Below are 18,550 nucleotides of genomic sequence, written 5' to 3'. Positions count from 1 at the left end.
ATGCCGCTGTTGCATTCGGGGGCCATTTTGTTGGGGGCGGCCACGGCCACTATTGAGGTAGCTGCATGTCCGGCGACGGATCGTCCTGCCACAGGTACGCTGAATCAATGACGTTGGGGGACTCGGCCTGGATGTCTGCAGCGGCGCGCCGGCGTGCTGGAACCATCGCCTGGGTCCTGCTCGTCCTCGCATCTATGGCCCTGATCGCGTACGGCATCTTCCGCGCCGGTTGGTCGGTCTGGCTGCCGGTCCCCTCCGAGATGGAACGGTCCAGGGTGGGCAACCTATACGTCTACGGTGGCTGCGCGCTGTCCCTTGCGGCCGCCGTGTGGTCGCATACCCGGGGCAACCCGGTGTGGGTGAGTGTCTGCGTAGGGCTGCCGGGGATCCTCTTGGCATGGGCGACAATGAACGACCCCTACCACCTGACGCGCCACCTGGCCGCGGTAGTGACGTTCCCGCTGGCGTTGGGCGGTGTTGCAGAGGTTATCTGGGCGCGCGGGTACCGGCAGCGGCGCTAGGCCCGATACACCCTCCGCCACCTCGGCCCGGTCAGGCAATTCTTTCGGGATTGTCCTTCCACAGCAGCGGTCCTAGCATGAATGCACCGTTTTCTCCCTGCACCCCTGCAGGGACGGCTCTGAAGGTCGCGAGTGCCATGGCGAACAATCCTTTCAGGCATCGGAGGCACGATCAGCGCGAACCTGAGCCCCCGGAGAAAGCGCACCACGCCCCACATTTGGGGGAGTGGCTGAAGCACGAGGACAAACGGATGGAAGACGCGTACAGCAGTATCTTCCTGCACCAACATGGGAGACCGCTCCCGCCCGAGCGCACCTGCATTCAGGGGCACGAGATCCTGCCTGGAGCGGATCACTGCTCGCACGGGCATCCCGTGGGATAAGGCGGCTCCCGCTCCCGGACTGTTCGTTCCCGGGCAACTGAGGGCTGCGGCAGCAGGAACGGGAGATTGGGGTCCCCTAATACCGGTCAGTAACGGCTCCGGCCGGTGGCGTGGGATTTAAAATACCGGCGTGGGGCGCCGTCTTGACGCGGCGTGAACCTTGGCGCAGGGGCCTGGCTGGGGAACCCAGTCTCCATCCGCCCGAACCCATCAGGCGGTTTAGCTAAACCTCGTGTCCTTTCCAGGAGACAACAATGTTCAAGCGCATCCTCATCATTTTTGCTGCCGTTTTCACGGCGTTCTTTGTCATGAGCAGCCCTGCCCAGGCAGCACCACCAAACGGAAATCCGCACTTCATCAAGAACGCGACCAGTGCTTCGCTGTCCGGCTCCAACCTTGTCGTTTCGTTCAAGGAGACCGGGCTGCCTTCAGGGCAGACTGAGTTCGTCACTGCCTCGGCTGACTTCAGTGGGACCTACCAGTGCCTCACCAAGTCCGGGCACAACCCGTCTGACATCAAGAAGACGGTCACGGATGTTCCCGTTTACGCGTCCGGGTATTTCACGGCCGACAAGAACGGCAACATCGTCGGTTCGCTGACGTTGACTCCCCAGGACCCTGCTGCCGCTCTGGATTGCCCCTCAGGACAGACGGCAACCCTCACGGCATGGTCCTACACGGACGTTGTCGTCACTGATAACACCAGCGGCGCGACCCTGGCCATCCCGGGCACCTACAGCGGTGGAACCCGCGTAGTCCGCTAGCGGTAACAGGAGAAGTTATTCGAAAAGGTCCGGGCCTCACACCGGGCCTTTTCGTTGCTTATGTCGTCGGCACCCAAGATGGCTGTAAGTGCGAGGGGCATAGGTCTTGGGCGCCGTTCGCCGATGCCACCTGCGCAGCCCCGGCACAGGCACCCGAAAGCAGCCAAGAGTTGATCAAGAAGTTTGTACAGGCCCGTTCCGAGCTGGAACCCGACGGACCCGAAGAAGACGACCAGCGAGACGCCTGTCCAACGGCGGCGAATTCCCCTCGGACAAGAACGGCAACGCCGTGGGGTCGCTGACGCTCTTTCTTGATGTCCCTTCCCGCCTCGTCCTGCTTGCGGTTTGCTGTATCAGGGGACGAACCCCGAGGTCCTGGCAACGCCGTCATATCCGCCCCTGGGTGCCTCGAGGCCATAGAGTGCACCGATGGTGGGAGCCACATCCACTGTGCGTGCCGGTTCGGAGGACGTGCGGCCGCGGGCTACCTTGGGGCTGCCCCCGGAGATGAAGAACGGGATGGGCTCGGTGGCCGGATGGCCGTGGTTGCCCGGAATGGGGTTCGAGACGACGTACGGGTCCGAGAACCGCCAGCCGGCGCGGCAAAAGACCACCATGTCCCCGGCCTCCACCCCCAGCCGCAGTTCGGCAGGATCGTGAATTGACAGCACACCAGGGTGTGACTGGACCAGGGAGCGCACGGACTCGAGCCCGGCAGCCTTCTGGTCAGAAGGTCCGGTCCAGTACAAGAGGTCGGCACCACCGTTTTGTGCGAGGGTGACCGAGTTCTGCAGATCCGGCCGGCCCTGGAGGATCAGGTCTATCGAAATTACATTGCTGGGCAATGACCAGTCCATGGAATGGTCCGCCAGCACCATCAGGACGCTGGAGTCCCACTTGCCGGTGTCCACAAGATGGTCCACGAGCCGGCCCACCTCCAGGTCAGTATCGGCAAGGGCGGCGTTGCGGGCCGCCTGCAGGGTGGTGCCGGTCAGGTCGGAGTGACCCAGGCGGTCCACATCGCCAAGATTGGTGAACGTAAAGTCCGGGTCGGGGCCGCTGATGATGGCCAGCAGGGCATCCATCGTGGCGGCGTCCGGCGCATGGCCCGTCACCGGCAGCAAGGGGGAGGGCTCCCAGCGGTAGCTCGCCCGGGTCCCGAAGATTCCGTACAGATACTTCTTGCTGAGCACGGAGGCCGTGGTGAGGCCGGACGTACCCAGGCGCTCCAGCAGCGTGGGAAAGCGAAGATCGGTGCTGCGGTCCATGTCCCGGACTGCCCCCTCGGCAGGGTCGAAGACCGAGTTGGCCGGAACCCCGGACCGGTCCGGCCGCACGCCGGTCATCATCATGACGTGATTCGGAATAGTCTCCATCACCGGCAGTGACCGTGCGGCAGGAAAGTTGGTGCCCTCCGCCCGGAGGGCGGCGAGCCGCGGGGTCAGCGCCGGGGTGATCTCGTCGGGCCGGCAGCCGTCAACGACCAGGACATACGTGCGGGTCCGCCCGGTGCCCGGATTCGTTGCTTGGCCGGCCCAGGCGGTTCCCGGCGCTGCTGAAAGGACGACGGCGGCACTTCCGGCGCCAGCCAGGCGCAGGAACTGGCGGCGGTCCGGGTTCACAGCACGCCGCCGGTTGCCGGGACTGCCTTGCCGGTGCCGGCACCGACTGTGAAGGACGTGGCCAGCGTGGCCGCTGACGCTTGCACGGTCCGGTCGGCAAGGACGTACCAGTCCATCCGCACTCCTGCCGGGGTGACGTCCAGGACGGAGTAGCCGTGCGAGTCGAAGTCGAGGTACTTCACGTGCGGGTTGGCCGTCCTGATGGATGCCTCCACCGCCAGGGAGGATGTCCGCGGCGGAGCATTCAAGATGTCGTCCAGGTTGTCGCTGGTCACCGACGTGCAGACCAGTTCCGCCGCCACCGAATCGCCGGTTGTGGGATAGGTCAGCGGGTCGGCGGGGAGGTCGCAGGCCCACCCGGAGTGGATGTCGCCGGTGAGGAAGACGGTGTCCTTGATTCCCTGGTCCCGCAGGTGCCGGACCACCCGGCTCCGGTCCGCCTCGTAGCCGTCCCACTGGTCCACGTTGTAGGGGACTCCGTCGATGGTGGTGCCGCCCATGAGCTTCTGGACCCCCGCGACTTCGGCCAGGCTGAGTGTGGATGGAATGCGGACGGGGGCAATCATCACGGGGTTGCCCACCAGCTTCCATTGGGGGCCGCCGGAGGTGAGGTTGCCAAGCAGCCAGTCCATTTGTGCCGCTCCCGTGATGGTCCGTTCCGGGCTGTCCACCGCGGGGTCGACCCCGTTTGCCGCCTGCTGGCTCCGATAGGAGCGCAGATCCAGCATGGACAGGCTGGCCAAGGCGCCGAAATCCAGCCGGCGGTACAGCGGCGCACCGGGCTCGTAGCGCACGGGCATCCACTCCGCATAGGCCTGATTGGCAGCTGCCCGGCGTTCGCTCCAAAGGCCCTCTGCGCCCTCGGTATGGTTCTCTGCACCTCCGCTCCACGCGTCATTGGCCGCCTCATGGTCGTCCCAGGTGACGATGAACGGGGCAGCCAAGTGCAGGGCCTGCAGGTCAGGATCGGTCTTGTACTGGGCGTGCCGGCGACGGTAATGGGCCAGGGTGGTCATTTCGACGGCGGGATCGTGCGGACGTACGACGACGTCCCTCGCCTGGTATTCCCCGGGTGCGTACTCGTACAGGTAATCGCCCAGGTGGAGCACGGCGTCGAGGTCCCCGCGTTCTGCCAGGTGGCGGTAAGAGCTGAAGTAGCCGGCCTGGTAGTTGGTGCAGGAGACGACGCCGAAGCGGAGGTGATCCACCGGAGCGCCGGTGGCCGGCGCGGTCCTGGTCCGGCCGACGCCGGACACCGCGCGTCCCACGGAGAAGCGGTACCAGTAAGGCGTGCCCGGCGCCAACCGGCCGGCGATCACCTTCACGGTATGGTCACGTTCCGGACCGGTCTTCGCAGAGCCCTTTGAGACAACTCTGCTGAAGGCGGGGTCAGTCGCCACCTCCCAATTCACTGTCACCGCCGGGCCGAGTCCGGAGCCGGGCGTGGCTTCAGCGCTCGGGGTCACACGGGTCCAGAGCAGCACACTGTCCGGATAGGGATCACCGGAGGCAACGCCGTGGGCAAACACTGGATCTGCTGCGTGCGCCGGATAGGCGGCAAGAGTTGCGGCCCCAGTGGCAACAGCGGCAATTCCGGCAGATCGAAGGACTTGGCGCCTCGTGGGCGAGGAAACGTACTGGTGGGTAACAAAACGCATGCTTTCCAGTATCCGCACCGTCCAGCCTCGACAGGCGCGAGTTTGCCGAACATTCACGCGCTGGGCGGTGAATGTTTCCACTGGACCTGGTTCTGCCGAAATGTCCCTGCACTGGTGTTCCTGTTGATACGGCAGTGCTCCGGCAAGGTTCGGGGTCCGTTCACGTCAGGTTCATCCCTCCCACGGTTTCCCTTGGCTGAATGGCCGGTGACATCACACCTACCTTCAGGAGACACCATGTCACGTTCCCCCGGCACATCCCGCCGCAGCTTCCTCGCGCTGACCGGAGGTGCAGCCGCCACCGCTGCCATCTACGGCTTCTCCGCTGCACCCGCGTGGGCAGAACCCCGTTTTCCCCGGAACCCGTTCACCTTGGGCGTTGCGTCTGGTGATCCCACCGGGGATGGCGTCGTGTTGTGGACGCGCCTCGCGCCGGAACCCCAGGCAGCGGACGGACTCGGTGGCATGCCGCCCTACCAGGTCCAGGTCGTCTGGCAGGTCGCCACCGACCCCGATTTCCGCACCGTCGTCAAGGCTGGAACGGAGACCGCGGCACCTGAGCTCGCCCACTCCGTGCACGCAGAAGTCGCAGGGCTCAACCCCTCCTCGGACTACTGGTACCGATTCCGGGTCGGGAGCGAGGAAAGCCCCGCCGGACACACCCGGACCGCGCCGGCCCCCGGATCGGATCCCGGGAAGATCACCTTCGGCCTGGCGTCCTGCCAGTCATGGGCAGGTGGCCGATACGCCGCCTACCGCACCATGGCGCAGGAAGACCTCGACCTTGTTGTGCACGTCGGCGACTACATCTACGAGGGCCGGAACCACGAAACCCTCGCCGACTTCCGCAACAACCACGCCAAATACAAGAGCTCACCCGACCTGCAGGCAGCGCATGCCCGGTTCCCTTTCGTCGTGACGTTCGACGACCACGAAATCGAAAACAACTGGGCGGGCGGTATATCCCAGCCCGACAACGAGGCTTCCAACGAACCCCAGCGGTTCCTGCAGTTGCGCGCCAATGCGTTCCAGGCCTACTACGAGCACCTTCCGCTGCGCCGGCCGCAGCGCCCCACCGGTCCCGACATGGTCCTGTACCGCGGACTGGACTACGGCAGCCTGGCAAAGTTCCATGTCCTGGACACCCGCCAGTACCGTTCCGACCAGCTGACCGAGAACTTTCCCGGCGGTCCGCAGCATCCCGATGTTTATGACCCTTCGCGCACCCTCATGGGCGACGCGCAGGAACAATGGCTCTTCAACGGTCTCTCATCCTCGACTGCACGCTGGAACGTCATCGCCCAGCAGACGATGATGGCCCAGTACGACTACGATCCCACGGAGACTCTCTCCGTGAACCACGACCAGTGGGACGGCTACGTCGTGTCCCGCAACCGCCTGACCAACTTCATCAACCAGCAGAACCCTGCCAATCCCGTGATCTTGAGCGGAGATTGGCACGCAGCCTTCGTCAACGATGTCCTGCTCGACCACTCAGATCCGGCATCGAGGGTCGTCACCACTGAATTCGTTGGGACCTCCATCAGTTCCGGCTGCGGCTGGGCCCAGGCCATCAAGGATGGGCTGCCAGCGAACCCACACACCCGCTACATCAACCCCGATAAGCGCGGCTGGACCCGCTGCACCGTGACCGCTGACGAGTTCCGCAGCGACTACCTCGTCGTGCCCTCAGCTGCAGACACCACTTCACCGGCCGTCGTGGATGCTTCCTTCGCCGTCAAGAACGGGCGACCGGGGGCCGTGCGCGTCTGACCCCCAGCCGAAGGGGCGTTGGCCGCGCGTGGAGGGGCCGGGCCGGCGGCGGTTGGGGGGCGGCATCCGGTCTCACGGGGATGCCACGGCCGCCGGCCCTGTCCCTTCTTCCAGGCCCCTCCCACCAGCAGTGGGGCCATGCGTCTACGCTAGGGGCTCATCCTGAACGCCAGCCCACGTTCCCCGCAGGTTTTCCTCAAGAGTTCCGCCGAGGCCTTTGCCGAGGTGAAGTGGCTTGCAACGGTTGGTTCCGGCCGCGGTTTCAGCGGTGCAGGTGCTCACGCCAGTCCGCCGGTACCTTGTCCTCCGGTGCCGGTGAGGGTTGCTCCGGTGGCCTGGACTGCGGATCGGGAAGCAGCGGACCGTGGAAGAACTTCTGCGTGGTGATGTCGTAGAACCATTCCTCGCCGGGTTCAAAGGACCTCATGACGGGGTGCCCCGCCGTTCGCGAGTGGGCGCTGGCATGTTGGGATGGCGATGAATCGCAGCACCCAATGTGGCCGCACTCCGCGCAGCGGCGGAGATGGAACCACCATCCGGGGCCGTCTCCGCTGAGGCACTCCTGGCACCCGGTTCCACTGGGGGTGGCGGAGAGATTGATACCCGGAGTAGGTCGCTCGTCCATGCGTCCTCGATTCACACTGCTCAGGCCATCCCGCTTGCCCACGTCGGGAGTTATTGTGGCAGAATCTTCACGCCCGGGCACCCCTTGTCCCCGATGTTCCAGCGCGAGTATCGTGAGCGCCACCGAACCCTTGATCCGGAAAGACGGCGGCCATGGATGACTCGGTTCCGGTCATGCTGATTGCTACCACAGACCCGACCTCCCGGCGCGTTCTCGGAGACGAGTTACGCCGGCGGTACGGCGCCGACTACGAAGTGGTGGTGTGCTCCGGCCACGCCCATGGCCGGGCGGTGTTGGAAGGGCTGCGGCGATGGGACCGCCCGGTAGCACTCATCCTTGGCTGTTATGGGCCTGCCGACCGCGGGGGACTCGATTTCCTGCGGCGCGCCTACGGCTTCCACCCGGCCGCCAAGCGCGCTGTTGTGGTGACCTGGGGTGACTTCGCCAGCGCTCCCACAGTATTCCGGGCGATCGCGCAGGGATACGCCGAACTGCTGATCATACGTCCCGAACGCCCGCGGGACGAGGAATTCCACGGAGCGATCACCGACGCCCTGGACGACTGGCACCTGGCCCAGGGGGTCGGTTTCGAAGCGGTCCGGCTGATCGGGGACGTCGGCGACGAAAGGACCCATTCCCTGCGTGACTCCCTGAGCCGCAACCACATCCCTGTGGGCTTTTACGCTGTTGGTTCCGAAACGGCGGACCGGACGCTTCAGAGCCTGGGCCTGCGCGGCCCCAGGCTGCCGGTCATGGTGCTGCAATTCACCGCCCCACCCATTGTCCTCGAGAACCCCAGCGACCTGGACATCGCCGAAGCGATAGGGGTGACGCGGCCTCCACCGGTGGACAAAATCTTCGATGTGCTCGTCGTGGGAGCCGGTCCGTCCGGTCTGGCGACGGCCGTCTATGCCTCCTCCGAAGGCCTCTCCACGATGGTGGTGGAGGGGGAAGCCGTGGGAGGCCAGGCCGGCACCAGTTCGTTGATCCGCAACTACCCTGGCTTCTCCCGCGGTGTAAGCGGCGCCCACCTGGCCTACCGCTCATTCCACCAGGCCTGGACTTTGGGGACCGATTTCCTGTTCCTGCGGAAGGTGAACGGCCTCGAAGTGGATGGGGACCTGTATGCTGCATCGATCTCCGACGGCAGTATCGTACGGTGCCGCACAGTAGTGGTGGCCACCGGCGTGGACTACCGGCGCCTCGACATACCTCAACTGGAGGCCCTGGTGGGCAGGGGCGTCTTCTACGGTGCCACGGTGTCCGAGGCGCCATCGATGGCCGGAAAGCAGGTCTGCGTGGTAGGTGGCGGAAACTCGGCCGGCCAAGCTGTTCTCCACCTTGCGAAGTACTCGAAGAAAGTGACGCTGCTGGTGCGCGGCCGAACACTGTCGGCCAGCATGTCGGATTACCTTATCTCCCAACTCGAGGCCACCCGGAACGTTGCGATCCGCTGCAGCACCACCATAGTGGGAGCCCGCGACCGGGATGGGTTCCTTGCCGCCGTCACGGTCGCGGCATCCGACGCGTCAGGGCCGTCCTCCAGCGAGGAGATCGAAGCGGGCGGCCTGTTCGTGCTGATCGGCTCCGTGCCGCGGACCTCCTGGCTGCCGGGGACGGTAGAGCGTGACCCCGCCGGGTTTCTGCGCACGGGCACCAGCCGGGACGCTGACGGGCCGGGATCCATGAGGGCGGGCAGGCCGCCATTGGCACTGGAAACCAGCATGCCGGGCATCTTCGCGATCGGCGACGTGCGGGCCGGTTCGATCAAGAGAGTGGCGACCGCTGTGGGGGACGGCGCCACCGTGGTCTCGATGCTGCACACCTACCTGGCCGAGAACCCACTGCCTCAACCGGCCCCTGCTGCTGGTGAGGCAGCCGTACCCGAGGAGCTGTCCCGGGATGTCCGCTTCAACTGAGGCCGCACCCTTGATACCGCCGATGCGGTGGCTGCTCTACTTGGCTGCCTTCCTCGTGTTCCTTGCCGGGCTCGTGCTGTTCGTGTTTCCGCTCCGGACCGCGGAATGGTTCGCGTGGACAGTCAATCCGCCCACGACCGCGGTCTTCCTCGGGGCAGCATACTGGGCCAGTGCCGGCCTGGAGGTGACGGGAGCCCGCTCGACAAGCTGGGGTTCAGCGAGGCTGGCGGTCATCCCGGTGTTCATCTTCACGACGCTGACCCTGGCAGTCACCCTGGTCCATCTCGATCGCTTCCACCTGTCGCCGGCCAACGGTCCCGTTGCCCGGGCAGCCACCTGGGCGTGGCTGGCAATCTATGCTGTGGTGCCCATCGCCATGCTCCTCATCAGCTGGATGCAGATACGGTCCCCGCATCATGTTCCCACGTCCGTGGCGCGTGGGGCACCGGTGCTGCCCCCTGCCCTCCGGCTGCTCTTGCTGGGCATCGCCGCGGTCCTGCTGCTGTACGGCGCCGCGCTCCTGGCAATACCCATGACTGCCGCGACGTGGTGGCCGTGGCCACTCTCCGAGCTCACGGCGAGGGCCGTGGGAGCGTGGCTGGTGGGTCTTGGGTGGTCGGCCGCGCAGGGCCAGTACAGCCGCGACGCCCATACCGTCCGCCCCGTGGCACTGACCTCCGTCGCTTTCTTCGTTCTGCAGGCGCTTGCCCTGCTGCGGTATGGCGACGCGCTGGCTTGGCCAAGTGCACCGGCCATCGGCTTCGTAATCGTCCTCCTCGCCATTGGTGTGGCCGGGGGCTGGGCGCTCGCACTTTCACGGGAGGCCCGGGCTACAACTGCCTGAGCTCGCCGTCCTGCCGCTCTCCCTGGCCGAGCGCGTAGGAGGAGCCCGAGGGCGTCCGCTCAAGGAGCCCGAAGTCCACCATGTAACGGCGCAGGAGCACCACGTCGTCCGTGTAGCTGAGGAGCCGCTCGTTGACCTGCCGTTCGGAGAGCCGCTCACCGGGTGCGGCGATCTCACCGGCAATCCTGGCAAGGAGCTCGCGACGTTCGGCCTGGTTCGCCGGGTAGCTCTCAATCCGCCCCAGGTGCAGGAACCTGTCCAGCCCGGTCTTGGGCCGCCGCGGCTGCTGTTCGAGCAGATCCCGGAAGACCAGGTCAGATGCCGCCAGTCCACCGGAGGGTCGCTGTTCCACCAGCCCGGACTTCAGGAGGTTGGAGATTGCCCGGTTGCGCCGTTGTTCCTTTACGCCGGGAAGCACATCGGGCAGATCCGTGCCGAGCACGATCTGCGCATAGGCCGTGCGGGCGTCGCTGTTCCCCAGTGCCGCAATGACGCGCCGCCAGTGCAGGCCGCCCATCCCTCTGTCTCCAGCCACGTCAACCGCCTTTCCGCCGCTGCCCCGGCTTCCTGCCCAACATCTGCTGGCTGATCGTAGCCCCGCCCCTGCCTTCCGCCTACCCCACGTGGATGCCGGGCCGGCGCTCCGGGTCGGGCTCGTTTTCGCGGATGATTTCGCGGACCACCGGGGCGGTATCACCGCGCCCGAGGAGCAGGTACCGCATGAGGTGCGCCACGGGGTTGCCCTCGGACCATTCGAAATAGGCGTGCGGCTTGACGCCGGTGGCATCGCGCAGCCCCAGCAGGATGGCTGCAATGGCGTTCGGCGCGGCGGGGCTTTCGGCGCGCAGGACACGGTGCCGCCCCACTTCGACCCCATTCACGTGCAGCACATCGCTGAATCCGGAAGGATCGGTGACATCGATTTCAAGGAAGATGACGTCTGCCGTGCCGGGCACGGGGTTGTTTTCCCGCTGGTCAACCTCCTTGCCAAGGTATTCTGCCTCGTCACGTGCCTGGGGCCGGTTGGCGATGAGGTTCAGCCGCCCGTCGTAGGCGAGGGAATCGCTGATGAACTGGCGCGCGGCGTCGTCGAACTCGATGCTGTGGACGCGCAGCTCAGTGGTCCGGCTTACCCGGGACACGAGGGAGATGGCGATGATGCCGAGGACAAAGAAGCCGGAGATCGTGATGCCGTCCGGTTTTTCGACGACGTTCGCCACCAGGGCGTAAAGGATGACCAGTGACAGGACCGTGAAACCGATGGCCGCCCCGCGCTGTTTCTTGGCAATCGCGGAAATGGTGACTGCGATGGCGCCGGAAACCATCATCGCCAGGATCCCCGTAGCGTAGGCGCCGGCCTGGGCGTTCACGTCCGCCCTGAACGCGATGGTGATCAGGACGCTGATGGCCGTATACACCAGGACCACCGGCCGGACCGCGCGAGCCCAGTCCGGGGCCATGCCGTAGGACGGCAGGTACCGTGGCACGATGTTGATCAGCCCCGCCATGGCTGATGCGCCGGCAAACCACAGGATCAGGATGCTGCTGATGTCGTAGACGGAACCGAAGGCGCTGCCAAGGTGTTCGTGGGCCAGGTACGCCAGGGCCCGCCCGTTGGCCTGGCCGCCTTCCTGGAATTCCTCGCCAGGAATCAAAACGGTGGTGACAAAACTGCTGCCCATGAGATACACGCTCATGATCAGCGCGGCAACGGTGAGGAGTTTGCGGGTGTTTCGGATCTTGTTCTCCAGCTTTTCCTCCGGCGTATTGCCGTTGGCGGCGACCAGCGGCATCATGCTGACGCCCGTCTCGAATCCGGACAGGCCCAACACCAGCAGCGGGAAGGCGATGAGCGCCGGTCCGACAATGCCGCCCAGGCCCGCTCCCGGACTTACCAGGGCCGAGGTCCAATGGGTGATCAGGTCCGGGGAGGAAAACGCCTCCACGAGTCCGGCCCCGATGATGATGGCGTTCAGGACCAGGAACACCGCCACCAGCGGAATGGCAACGGCCACCGCTTCGGAGAAGCCGAGGAGGAACACTCCGCCCAGGATCAGCAGCAGGACCACGGTGATGGGCACCGCTTGTCCGCTCAAAGCCGGCGGAAGGTAGGGGTTTTCGAGCAGGTGCACTGTGGCGTCCGCGGCAGAGAGCGTGATGGTGATGATCCAGGAGGTGGCGACGAAGCCCAGCAGGACCAGGACGAAGACCTTGCCCCGCCAGAACGGGAGCAACCGTTCCAGCATGGCCACCGAGCCCTGCCCGTGCGGGCTTTCGCGGGCCACGCGGCGGTACATCGGCAGCATACCCAGGAGCGTCAGGGCGACGATCAGCAGCGTGGCCAGCGGTGACAGGGCCCCCGCGGCCAGGGCGGCGATACCTGGCAGATAGGACAGAGTGGAGAAGTAGTCCACACCTGTCAGGCACATGACCTTCCACCAGCTCTGCTGCGGGCCATGGTCCTCCACCGTCTCCGGCCCCACGGGTTGGTGGACGCGGTGTTCGAGCAGCCAACGGACGAAGGCGTTGTGCGGCGGCGCCTCCTTCTCGGGGTTGGGGACGATGGTGGGGACCGGGAATTGTTCGGAAGCCGTCAAGGACGCTCCTTCTCTGGCGGGCCGCGCCGGTGCGTTGGCTTCACATCCGGGCCGGTATCTTTTCGGAGCGTACCACCGGGCCACCCCTGCGAGGGCGATTTGCGCACCCATTCATCTGGCAAGGCCGTCCGGGTGCGTGGCCGCACCCTCATGGTCGCCGGGAAGGAGACCCGGCACCTCTGACGGGCGCCTCAGGTCATTCGCCACTGGCCGGGGCGGGTCGCGGGCCGCCACACTGTGGGGATGCCTTTACGTCCGATTCTGCTCTTCGTCCCCGTCGTTGCCATTGCGGCGGAGACCAGGTTTCGCCGAATGAATAGTTGCCCCTAGAAGCTGGTCACCAGTTCCCCGAGCACCTCTTCGAGCCTGCTCGGATCGGTGGCGTCATAGTAGTGCGCACCGCTGGCCTTGGCGATCTCCACCAGGGTGGGGACATCGGCGTCCGGCCCGTAGGCGAGCGTGAAGACGAGTACCGGCGTCGAGTGGTTCTGGTGGCTCAACTGTCCCGACAGCCCGCCGAGGTCTCCCGGGTGCCTTGTATCGTTCTTGCCGTCACTCAAAAGCACGATGGTGTTGATGAACGAGTCTTTGTAGTCCTTGGCCTGGTCCGCCGCGAAGCGGCTCACCGCCTCGAACAGCGGGGTGGCTTCCACGGCCTGAAGCCCGTTGAGCTTGCCAATAAGGTCCTCCTTGTTGCTTTTCAGTGGAGCCACCGGACTGACGATGCCCGGCTGCAATGGACCGTCGCCGACGTGGGAGAAAGCGGCAAGCCCGATCTCGTCGTCACCGACAAAATGGTCCAGCGCTTTGACCACCGCATCCTTTGCCCGCTGCAGCTTGGTGACACCCGGTTCCTGGACCATCGATTCCGAGACGTCCAGCAGGAACAAGGCCCGGGCGCGCTTTCGAACATCCGGGAAGCTGTTCCGCACTGCAGCAAGTGACTCCGCCTTTGGCAGCGGCAGCGCCTGGAGCGTTTCGGCATACCGCCCCGTTTCCGCCACCCCCGGATCCAATGCGCCTTGGATGGACCGGTATCCGGAGGCCTTGACGACGTCCTGGCCCTGTTCGGTCACCGCGAACCCGATGAAATCCTGGGCCGCAGAGCGCTGCCCGCTGTCCACTCAGTCGCCGTCGAGGACCACCGCAGGGTTGTCCGCAACGTGTACCCCGTCGCTCGGATAGATGGCCCTGAGCGGCTCCCGGGGCGGGGGACCGGAGTGCTTCGTCCTGCCATCCTCGCTGACAACTCCGCGGTTGTAGTCCCACACGGATTTCTCATCGACGATGACGGCGGACAGGAACTCCGAGACCTTCCCGGCGTCGTCAGCCTGCCTGGCGTGCCACAGGAAATGTTCCGGGGTGGCCATGTAGTGGCTGGTGCCCAACTCCACGGCTCGCACTTTCTCCACCAGGGACGGTGCGCCCAGGTCCATCCCGTCCAAACCGCCCGGGCTCCCGCCGGCGGCACCATAGGAAGCGGCGAGAGCCATCAGGCCCGACGTCGAGACGAGCGGACTCGCCTTGCCGAACTTGAACTTTCCCCAGTCACCATGGCCGAGGCGTTCCCAGACGTCCTGCTTCCCGGCCAAGCCAAAAACTTCGGACCACGACGGCGGCTTGCTGTCCCAGCCGAGGGCGGCCGTCATGGTTTCCGGCATGGCCACGACGATCGCGCTGCGGGCCACGCTGGTCCCCTCCTGACCGACCGGGGAACCATCGGCACCCGCCCCGCCAATCCGATACCACGCGGAGGAGTCCGGCAACCAGATGGTGGGTTTCTCTGCGGCGGCAACGCCGGGGAACCGCGCAGCGACCTTGGCGGCGGCGACTCCCGACTTTTCCTGAGTGACTTTCGGGGTCACGCATTTACCGTCCACGCTGCGCGGTTTGGCCACGTACGCGTCTGCCAGTGCCCGGACCATCTCCGCGTTCTCCAGTGATGTGAGGATGTTCAATGAAACGCAGGGTGGGCTCCCGGCGGCTGCGGCAGGAGTGTCCTGCGGCAGCGGCCCGCCCGCAGCAGCAGTGTTGCCGCCGCCCCCCGTGCCCCCGCCTCCTCCAGAAGCGGCCGGGAAGATCAGCATCCTTAGCACGAACGCTCCGCCCACAATGAGCAGCGCCACCGTGGCTGCCGCCGCAACCCAGATCCAGCGCGGATATCTAACGTCACCTGCTGCGTGTCGGCGGCCCATGCTCGTTTCCTTTGACAATCCGCCGGGTTCCCCCGGTGTGACTACAAATATGAAACCGACTCGCGGTGGCTACACCGCGGGTGCGCCTTGCCCCCCGCCCGGATGCCCCAACAACTGGATACGCCCTCTGAGGATAACCCGGCCGACCGGAATGTGAGTGTCCTGGCTCACATTTTGTTGGGGAAATCGAGGGAAGTGCCCCGGATGTCGTCCGGGGCGCTTCCCCGTGACACTCCCCGGGGCTCAGAGGCCGGCGACGTCGAGCGCCACGAGGTGCGCACCCTCACCTTCGGCGAAGACCGCCATCGCCGTGCTGGCCTCTGCGGGGAACAACAGGTCAGTGATGGTGGCGAGCCCGTCCTGGGCGAAGACCTCCACGGAGCACCGGTCCAGGTAGATCCGGAGCCGAAGACGGCCCTCCCGCAACGGCGCGGCCACGGATTCCACGGACGGGAAGGTTTCGTGGAAGTCCACGTGCCCAGACTTCCGCCGGTCCAGCCGCAGCATGCCGTCGGCCGTGTCGTAACGGATGAGCGTGTATTCGTCACCGCCGGAGCGAAGGACCAGCCCGACGCCGGCCGCGGTACCAGGCACGAACTCAACATCGATGCGGGCCACGGACGCCGCCATGGGAAGGTCCTCCGCGCCCGGTGCCAGTGGCTGCGCTTCAAGCCGGAAGACCCCCGCGTCCAGCCCGGACAACGGATCGATGGCGTCCTGCCGCAGCACCACCTGGCCGCCGGAGCGGGTCAGCGACACTTCCCGCGGCAGGGACATTGCGCTGCGCCAGGCCCCGGTGGGCGTCTCGCGGGCATAATCCCAGTTGTTCATCCAGCCGATCATGATCCGGCGGCCGTCCGGCATGTTGCTGAACGAAACCGCGGCATAGTAGTCGCGCCCCCAGTCCAGCCAGCGGTAGTCCCGCATCCGGCTGTCGTCCTGCTGGAGGCCCTCGGTGACGGTCGTTTCGGGCCGGAACGCCACGCCGTCGAACTCTCCCAGGAAGTACTGCCCGGCTGAGCCGCCGGCGATGCCGCCCGGGTTGATGTTCACGATGAGGACCCACCGGGTGTCCCGCGGATCCCCGTCCACGGGCAGCTCGAACAAGTCGGGGCACTCCCAGACGCCGCCGGTGGCGTTGGCGGGCCCGAAGGTGCTCAGGTGTTCCCACTCCTTGAGGTCGGCGGACTTGTAGAGCACCACCTGGCGCTGCACCGCCTCAACCGCGACCATCACCCAGTAACTGCCGGCGTCGCCGTCGTACCAGAAGACCTTGGGGTCCCGGAAGTCGGCTGACGCACGGTCCAGCACGGGATTGCCCTGGTACTTGGTCCACGTCCGGCCCTCGTCCAGGCTGTAGGCGAGGGACTGGGCCTGCCGGCCGGCCAGCGGTGATGCGTCAGTGTAGGCGCTGGTGTAGATGGCCACCAGCGGAGAATTTGAAGCAGTGCCGAATCCGGTGGTGTTGCGCTCGTCGAACACTGCAGACCCGGAGAAGATGGCCTCCTGCCCGTCGCAGGGGATGGCCACCGGCTGCTCCTCCCAGTGGAGCAGGTCGAGTGACGTGGCGTGGCCCCAGGACATGTTGCCCCAGTCCGGGCCAAAGGGGTTGTGCTGGTAGAAGAGGTGGTAGGTGCCGTTGAGGTACACCAGTCCGTTGGGGTCGTTGAGCCAGTTGCGGTCGGCAGTGTAATGGAACTCCGGCCTGTAACGGTCCGTGGCGGCCACAGTGGGAAGCGCCGTCGTTATGGTTTTCATGCTCAGCCCTTCACGCCGCTGGAGGCGATGCTGTTGACGAAGGAACGCTGGAAGGCGATGAACAGCACCACCACGGGAACGGTGATGAGGGAGGCGTACGCCATCACCTCACCCCAGGAGACGTTGAGCTGGAAGAAGTACTGGATGCCGATCATTACCGGCCGCAGCTCCTCGGACTGGACCACCATGAGCGGCCACAGGTAGGAATTCCAGGCCGGCAGGAACGTCAGGATCGCCACGGTGGCCGTGGCGGGTCCTGCCAGGGGCATCACCACCTGGCGGTAGATCTTGAACCAGCCGGCGCCGTCGATCCGCGCTGCCTCGTCCAGTTCCTTGGGGATGGATTCGAAGTACTGGTGGAACAGGTAGATGGAGAAGGCGTTGGCGATGAAGGGGATGATCTGCACCTGGTAGGTGTCCAGCCAGCCCTTGGAGAATTCGAGGCTGAAGCCGTTCAGCTCGAAGTAGGGGAGCTGGTTGACCCACCAGACCAGCGGCAGGGCCAGGGTCTGGAAGGGCACGATCAGGGTGGCGAGGATGGCGGTGAAGACGATCTTTTTGCCCCGGACCTGCATGCGGGACAGGGCGAAGGCGCAGAGGCTGTTCACGAAGATGCCCAGGATCACGGTCACGGCGGAGACGCCCACCGAGTTGAGCAGGAACCGCGCGGCGGGGACGCGGTCAAAGACAGCCGTGTAGTTGTCGAAGGAGATGTTTCCCACGGGCAGGAACGCGGCCAGTGAGGACATGTCGCCGAAGATCTGCTGGTCCGGCTTCAGCGAGGACACCAGCATGAACACGATGGGGAAGGCGGCGACGACGGCGAAGAGGATGCGCACCAGCATGGTGCCGGCATTTCTGAGGAGGAGTTGGTTTTTCATGTCAGTCTTTCTCCCGGGTGAGGTGGCGCTGCACCGCGGAGACGATCAGTACCAGGACGAAGAACACCAGCGAGATGGCGGAGGCGTAGGAGGTTTCCTGCTGCCGGTAGCCGGACTGGACCGCCTCGTAAATGATGGTGGTGGTGGAATCCATGGGCCCGCCCTGGGTCATCACGCTGATCTGGTCGAACAGGCCAAGCGCTTGGATGGTGATGGTGACGAGCACCAGGCTGCGGGTGTGGAACAGGCCCGGCCAGGTGACGTAGCGGAACTGCTGCCAGCGGCTGGTGCCGTCCAGTTGGGATGCCTCGTACAGCTCGCCCGAGATGCCCTGCAGCCCGGCGAGCCAGATGATCATGTGGAAGCCGGCCGCCTGCCAGATGGACAGGATGATGATGGCGGGCATCGCGGTGTTGGGGTCGCCCAGCCAGTCCGGGCCGTTGATCAGGCCGAAGCTGACGGCGGAGAGGATCTCGTTGATCAGGCCGTCCTTGCGGTACATGAACAGCCACAACAGCGAGACCACCACCATGGAGGTGACCACTGGCAGGAAGTACACGGTCCGGAAAAAGTTCACTCCGCGGAACTTCTTATTGATCAGCAGCGCCATCACCAGGGCAAGGCCGGACTGCACCGGAACGATCACCACGGTGAAGTAGGCGACGTTGAGCAGCGCGCGGTAGAACGTGGGGTCCGTGAACAGGCGGGCGAAGTTGTCCACGCCGACGAACTCGATGGGTCGCGGCGAGATGAGGCGCGCATTCGTGAAGGCCAGGCCGAAGCCCAGGATGGCCGGGATGAAGATGAAGGCCAGCAGCAGCACCGCTGCCGGGGCGATCATGCCCCAGCCGCTGAGCTGCTCCCGGCGGAAGCCGGGCCGGCGCCGTGCGGCACCTTTAACGGTCGACGGCGGCTGGGCGGCTTCCGCGGCGGCGGAAGCACGCGGGCGGGTGGGAAGGTGGGCAGTTGCCATGGGGGAGTCTTTCGTGGATCAGGCTGCCGGAGGGCCT

The 18,550-nt window shown here is 65.6% G+C and carries 15 protein-coding genes; 5 read left to right on the top strand and 10 right to left on the bottom strand.

What is annotated here, in order from left to right; translation table 11 throughout:
- Positions 1–107: 107 nt before the first annotated feature.
- Together AC3IMC_RS03235 and AC3IMC_RS03230 are read left to right on the top strand one after the other, a co-directional pair.
- Positions 108–521: a hypothetical protein gene (locus tag AC3IMC_RS03235; RefSeq protein ID WP_490916999.1), complete on the top strand. Its 414-nt coding sequence runs from the start codon at positions 108–110 to the stop codon at positions 519–521.
- Positions 522–1,158: 637 nt separating this feature from the next.
- Positions 1,159–1,668 (top strand): hypothetical protein, encoded by a 510-nt coding sequence (locus AC3IMC_RS03230; RefSeq protein WP_490916998.1) that lies wholly within the window; start codon positions 1,159–1,161, stop codon positions 1,666–1,668.
- A gap of 353 nt (positions 1,669–2,021) precedes the next feature.
- Here the strand turns inward: AC3IMC_RS03230 and AC3IMC_RS03225 are convergent, their stop codons facing one another.
- Together AC3IMC_RS03225 and AC3IMC_RS03220 are read right to left on the bottom strand one after the other, a co-directional pair.
- A complete protein-coding gene (locus tag AC3IMC_RS03225) occupies positions 2,022–3,290 on the bottom strand; it encodes an alkaline phosphatase family protein (RefSeq protein WP_490916997.1) in 1,269 nt (422 codons plus the stop codon).
- Positions 3,287–4,948 carry an alkaline phosphatase D family protein gene (locus tag AC3IMC_RS03220; protein ID WP_490916996.1) on the bottom strand — a complete coding sequence of 554 codons (1,662 nt, stop codon included), beginning with the start codon at positions 4,946–4,948 and terminating at the stop codon, positions 3,287–3,289. Before AC3IMC_RS03220 ends, AC3IMC_RS03225 begins: the two co-directional genes overlap by 4 nt.
- A 237-nt stretch (positions 4,949–5,185) precedes the next feature.
- Between AC3IMC_RS03220 and AC3IMC_RS03215 the strand changes: the two genes are divergently transcribed.
- Positions 5,186–6,721, top strand: coding sequence for an alkaline phosphatase D family protein (locus tag AC3IMC_RS03215; RefSeq protein ID WP_490916995.1), 1,536 nt, complete (start codon positions 5,186–5,188; stop codon positions 6,719–6,721).
- 262 nt (positions 6,722–6,983) lie between these two features.
- On the opposite strand, the gene AC3IMC_RS03210 is transcribed toward AC3IMC_RS03215, so the two are convergent.
- Positions 6,984–7,346 carry a UBP-type zinc finger domain-containing protein gene (locus AC3IMC_RS03210; protein ID WP_490916994.1) on the bottom strand — a complete coding sequence of 121 codons (363 nt, stop codon included), beginning with the start codon at positions 7,344–7,346 and terminating at the stop codon, positions 6,984–6,986.
- 152 nt (positions 7,347–7,498) lie between these two features.
- Between AC3IMC_RS03210 and AC3IMC_RS03205 the strand changes: the two genes are divergently transcribed.
- On the top strand, positions 7,499–9,265 hold the full coding sequence (locus tag AC3IMC_RS03205; RefSeq protein ID WP_490916993.1) for an NAD(P)/FAD-dependent oxidoreductase: 1,767 nt from the start codon (positions 7,499–7,501) through the stop codon (positions 9,263–9,265).
- A complete protein-coding gene (locus AC3IMC_RS03200) occupies positions 9,249–10,109 on the top strand; it encodes a hypothetical protein (RefSeq protein WP_490916992.1) in 861 nt (286 codons plus the stop codon). The genes AC3IMC_RS03205 and AC3IMC_RS03200 overlap by 17 nt, the downstream gene beginning before the upstream one ends.
- Here AC3IMC_RS03200 and AC3IMC_RS03195 read toward each other — a convergent pair.
- The 7 genes from AC3IMC_RS03195 to AC3IMC_RS03165 form a co-directional block, all read right to left on the bottom strand.
- The gene (locus AC3IMC_RS03195) at positions 10,096–10,644 is read right to left on the bottom strand and encodes a DUF2087 domain-containing protein (RefSeq protein ID WP_490916991.1); all 549 of its coding nucleotides are present in this window, start codon (positions 10,642–10,644) and stop codon (positions 10,096–10,098) included. The two genes, AC3IMC_RS03200 and AC3IMC_RS03195, sit on opposite strands and share 14 nt — an antisense overlap.
- Before the next feature lie 79 nt (positions 10,645–10,723).
- A complete protein-coding gene (locus AC3IMC_RS03190) occupies positions 10,724–12,706 on the bottom strand; it encodes an APC family permease (protein WP_490916990.1) in 1,983 nt (660 codons plus the stop codon).
- Between the two features lie 326 nt (positions 12,707–13,032).
- Complete coding sequence (locus AC3IMC_RS03185) at positions 13,033–13,830, bottom strand: vWA domain-containing protein (protein WP_490916989.1); 798 nt, start codon at positions 13,828–13,830, stop codon at positions 13,033–13,035.
- Positions 13,831–14,901 carry a hypothetical protein gene (locus tag AC3IMC_RS03180; RefSeq protein WP_490916988.1) on the bottom strand — a complete coding sequence of 357 codons (1,071 nt, stop codon included), beginning with the start codon at positions 14,899–14,901 and terminating at the stop codon, positions 13,831–13,833.
- A gap of 243 nt (positions 14,902–15,144) precedes the next feature.
- A complete protein-coding gene (locus AC3IMC_RS03175; RefSeq protein ID WP_490916987.1) occupies positions 15,145–16,659 on the bottom strand; it encodes a glycoside hydrolase family 32 protein in 1,515 nt (504 codons plus the stop codon).
- A 2-nt stretch (positions 16,660–16,661) separates the two neighbouring features.
- Positions 16,662–17,540: a carbohydrate ABC transporter permease gene (locus AC3IMC_RS03170; protein WP_490916986.1), complete on the bottom strand. Its 879-nt coding sequence runs from the start codon at positions 17,538–17,540 to the stop codon at positions 16,662–16,664.
- Position 17,541: 1 nt separating this feature from the next.
- A complete protein-coding gene (locus AC3IMC_RS03165) occupies positions 17,542–18,513 on the bottom strand; it encodes a carbohydrate ABC transporter permease (RefSeq protein ID WP_490916985.1) in 972 nt (323 codons plus the stop codon).
- Between the last annotated feature and the right edge of the window lie 37 nt (positions 18,514–18,550).

The sequence above is a fragment of the Arthrobacter sp. E70 genome, assembly GCF_058266945.1.
Note: the sequence above shows the minus strand (reverse complement) of the source record. Positions and strands in the feature narration are given on the sequence as shown.

Excerpts from the sequence above, each read along its gene's own strand:
- AC3IMC_RS03235 (WP_490916999.1), top strand. The coding sequence starts at position 108 with ATGACGTTGGGGGACTCGGCCTGGATGTCTGCAGCGGCGCGCCGGCGT.
- AC3IMC_RS03230 (WP_490916998.1), top strand. The coding sequence starts at position 1,159 with ATGTTCAAGCGCATCCTCATCATTTTTGCTGCCGTTTTCACGGCGTTC.
- AC3IMC_RS03220 (WP_490916996.1), bottom strand. The coding sequence starts at position 4,948 with ATGCGTTTTGTTACCCACCAGTACGTTTCCTCGCCCACGAGGCGCCAA.
- AC3IMC_RS03215 (WP_490916995.1), top strand. The coding sequence starts at position 5,186 with ATGTCACGTTCCCCCGGCACATCCCGCCGCAGCTTCCTCGCGCTGACC.
- AC3IMC_RS03210 (WP_490916994.1), bottom strand. The coding sequence starts at position 7,346 with ATGGACGAGCGACCTACTCCGGGTATCAATCTCTCCGCCACCCCCAGT.
- AC3IMC_RS03205 (WP_490916993.1), top strand. The coding sequence starts at position 7,499 with ATGGATGACTCGGTTCCGGTCATGCTGATTGCTACCACAGACCCGACC.
- AC3IMC_RS03200 (WP_490916992.1), top strand. The coding sequence starts at position 9,249 with ATGTCCGCTTCAACTGAGGCCGCACCCTTGATACCGCCGATGCGGTGG.
- AC3IMC_RS03180 (WP_490916988.1), bottom strand. The coding sequence starts at position 14,901 with ATGGGCCGCCGACACGCAGCAGGTGACGTTAGATATCCGCGCTGGATC.
- AC3IMC_RS03175 (WP_490916987.1), bottom strand. The coding sequence starts at position 16,659 with ATGAAAACCATAACGACGGCGCTTCCCACTGTGGCCGCCACGGACCGT.
- AC3IMC_RS03170 (WP_490916986.1), bottom strand. The coding sequence starts at position 17,540 with ATGAAAAACCAACTCCTCCTCAGAAATGCCGGCACCATGCTGGTGCGC.
- AC3IMC_RS03165 (WP_490916985.1), bottom strand. The coding sequence starts at position 18,513 with ATGGCAACTGCCCACCTTCCCACCCGCCCGCGTGCTTCCGCCGCCGCG.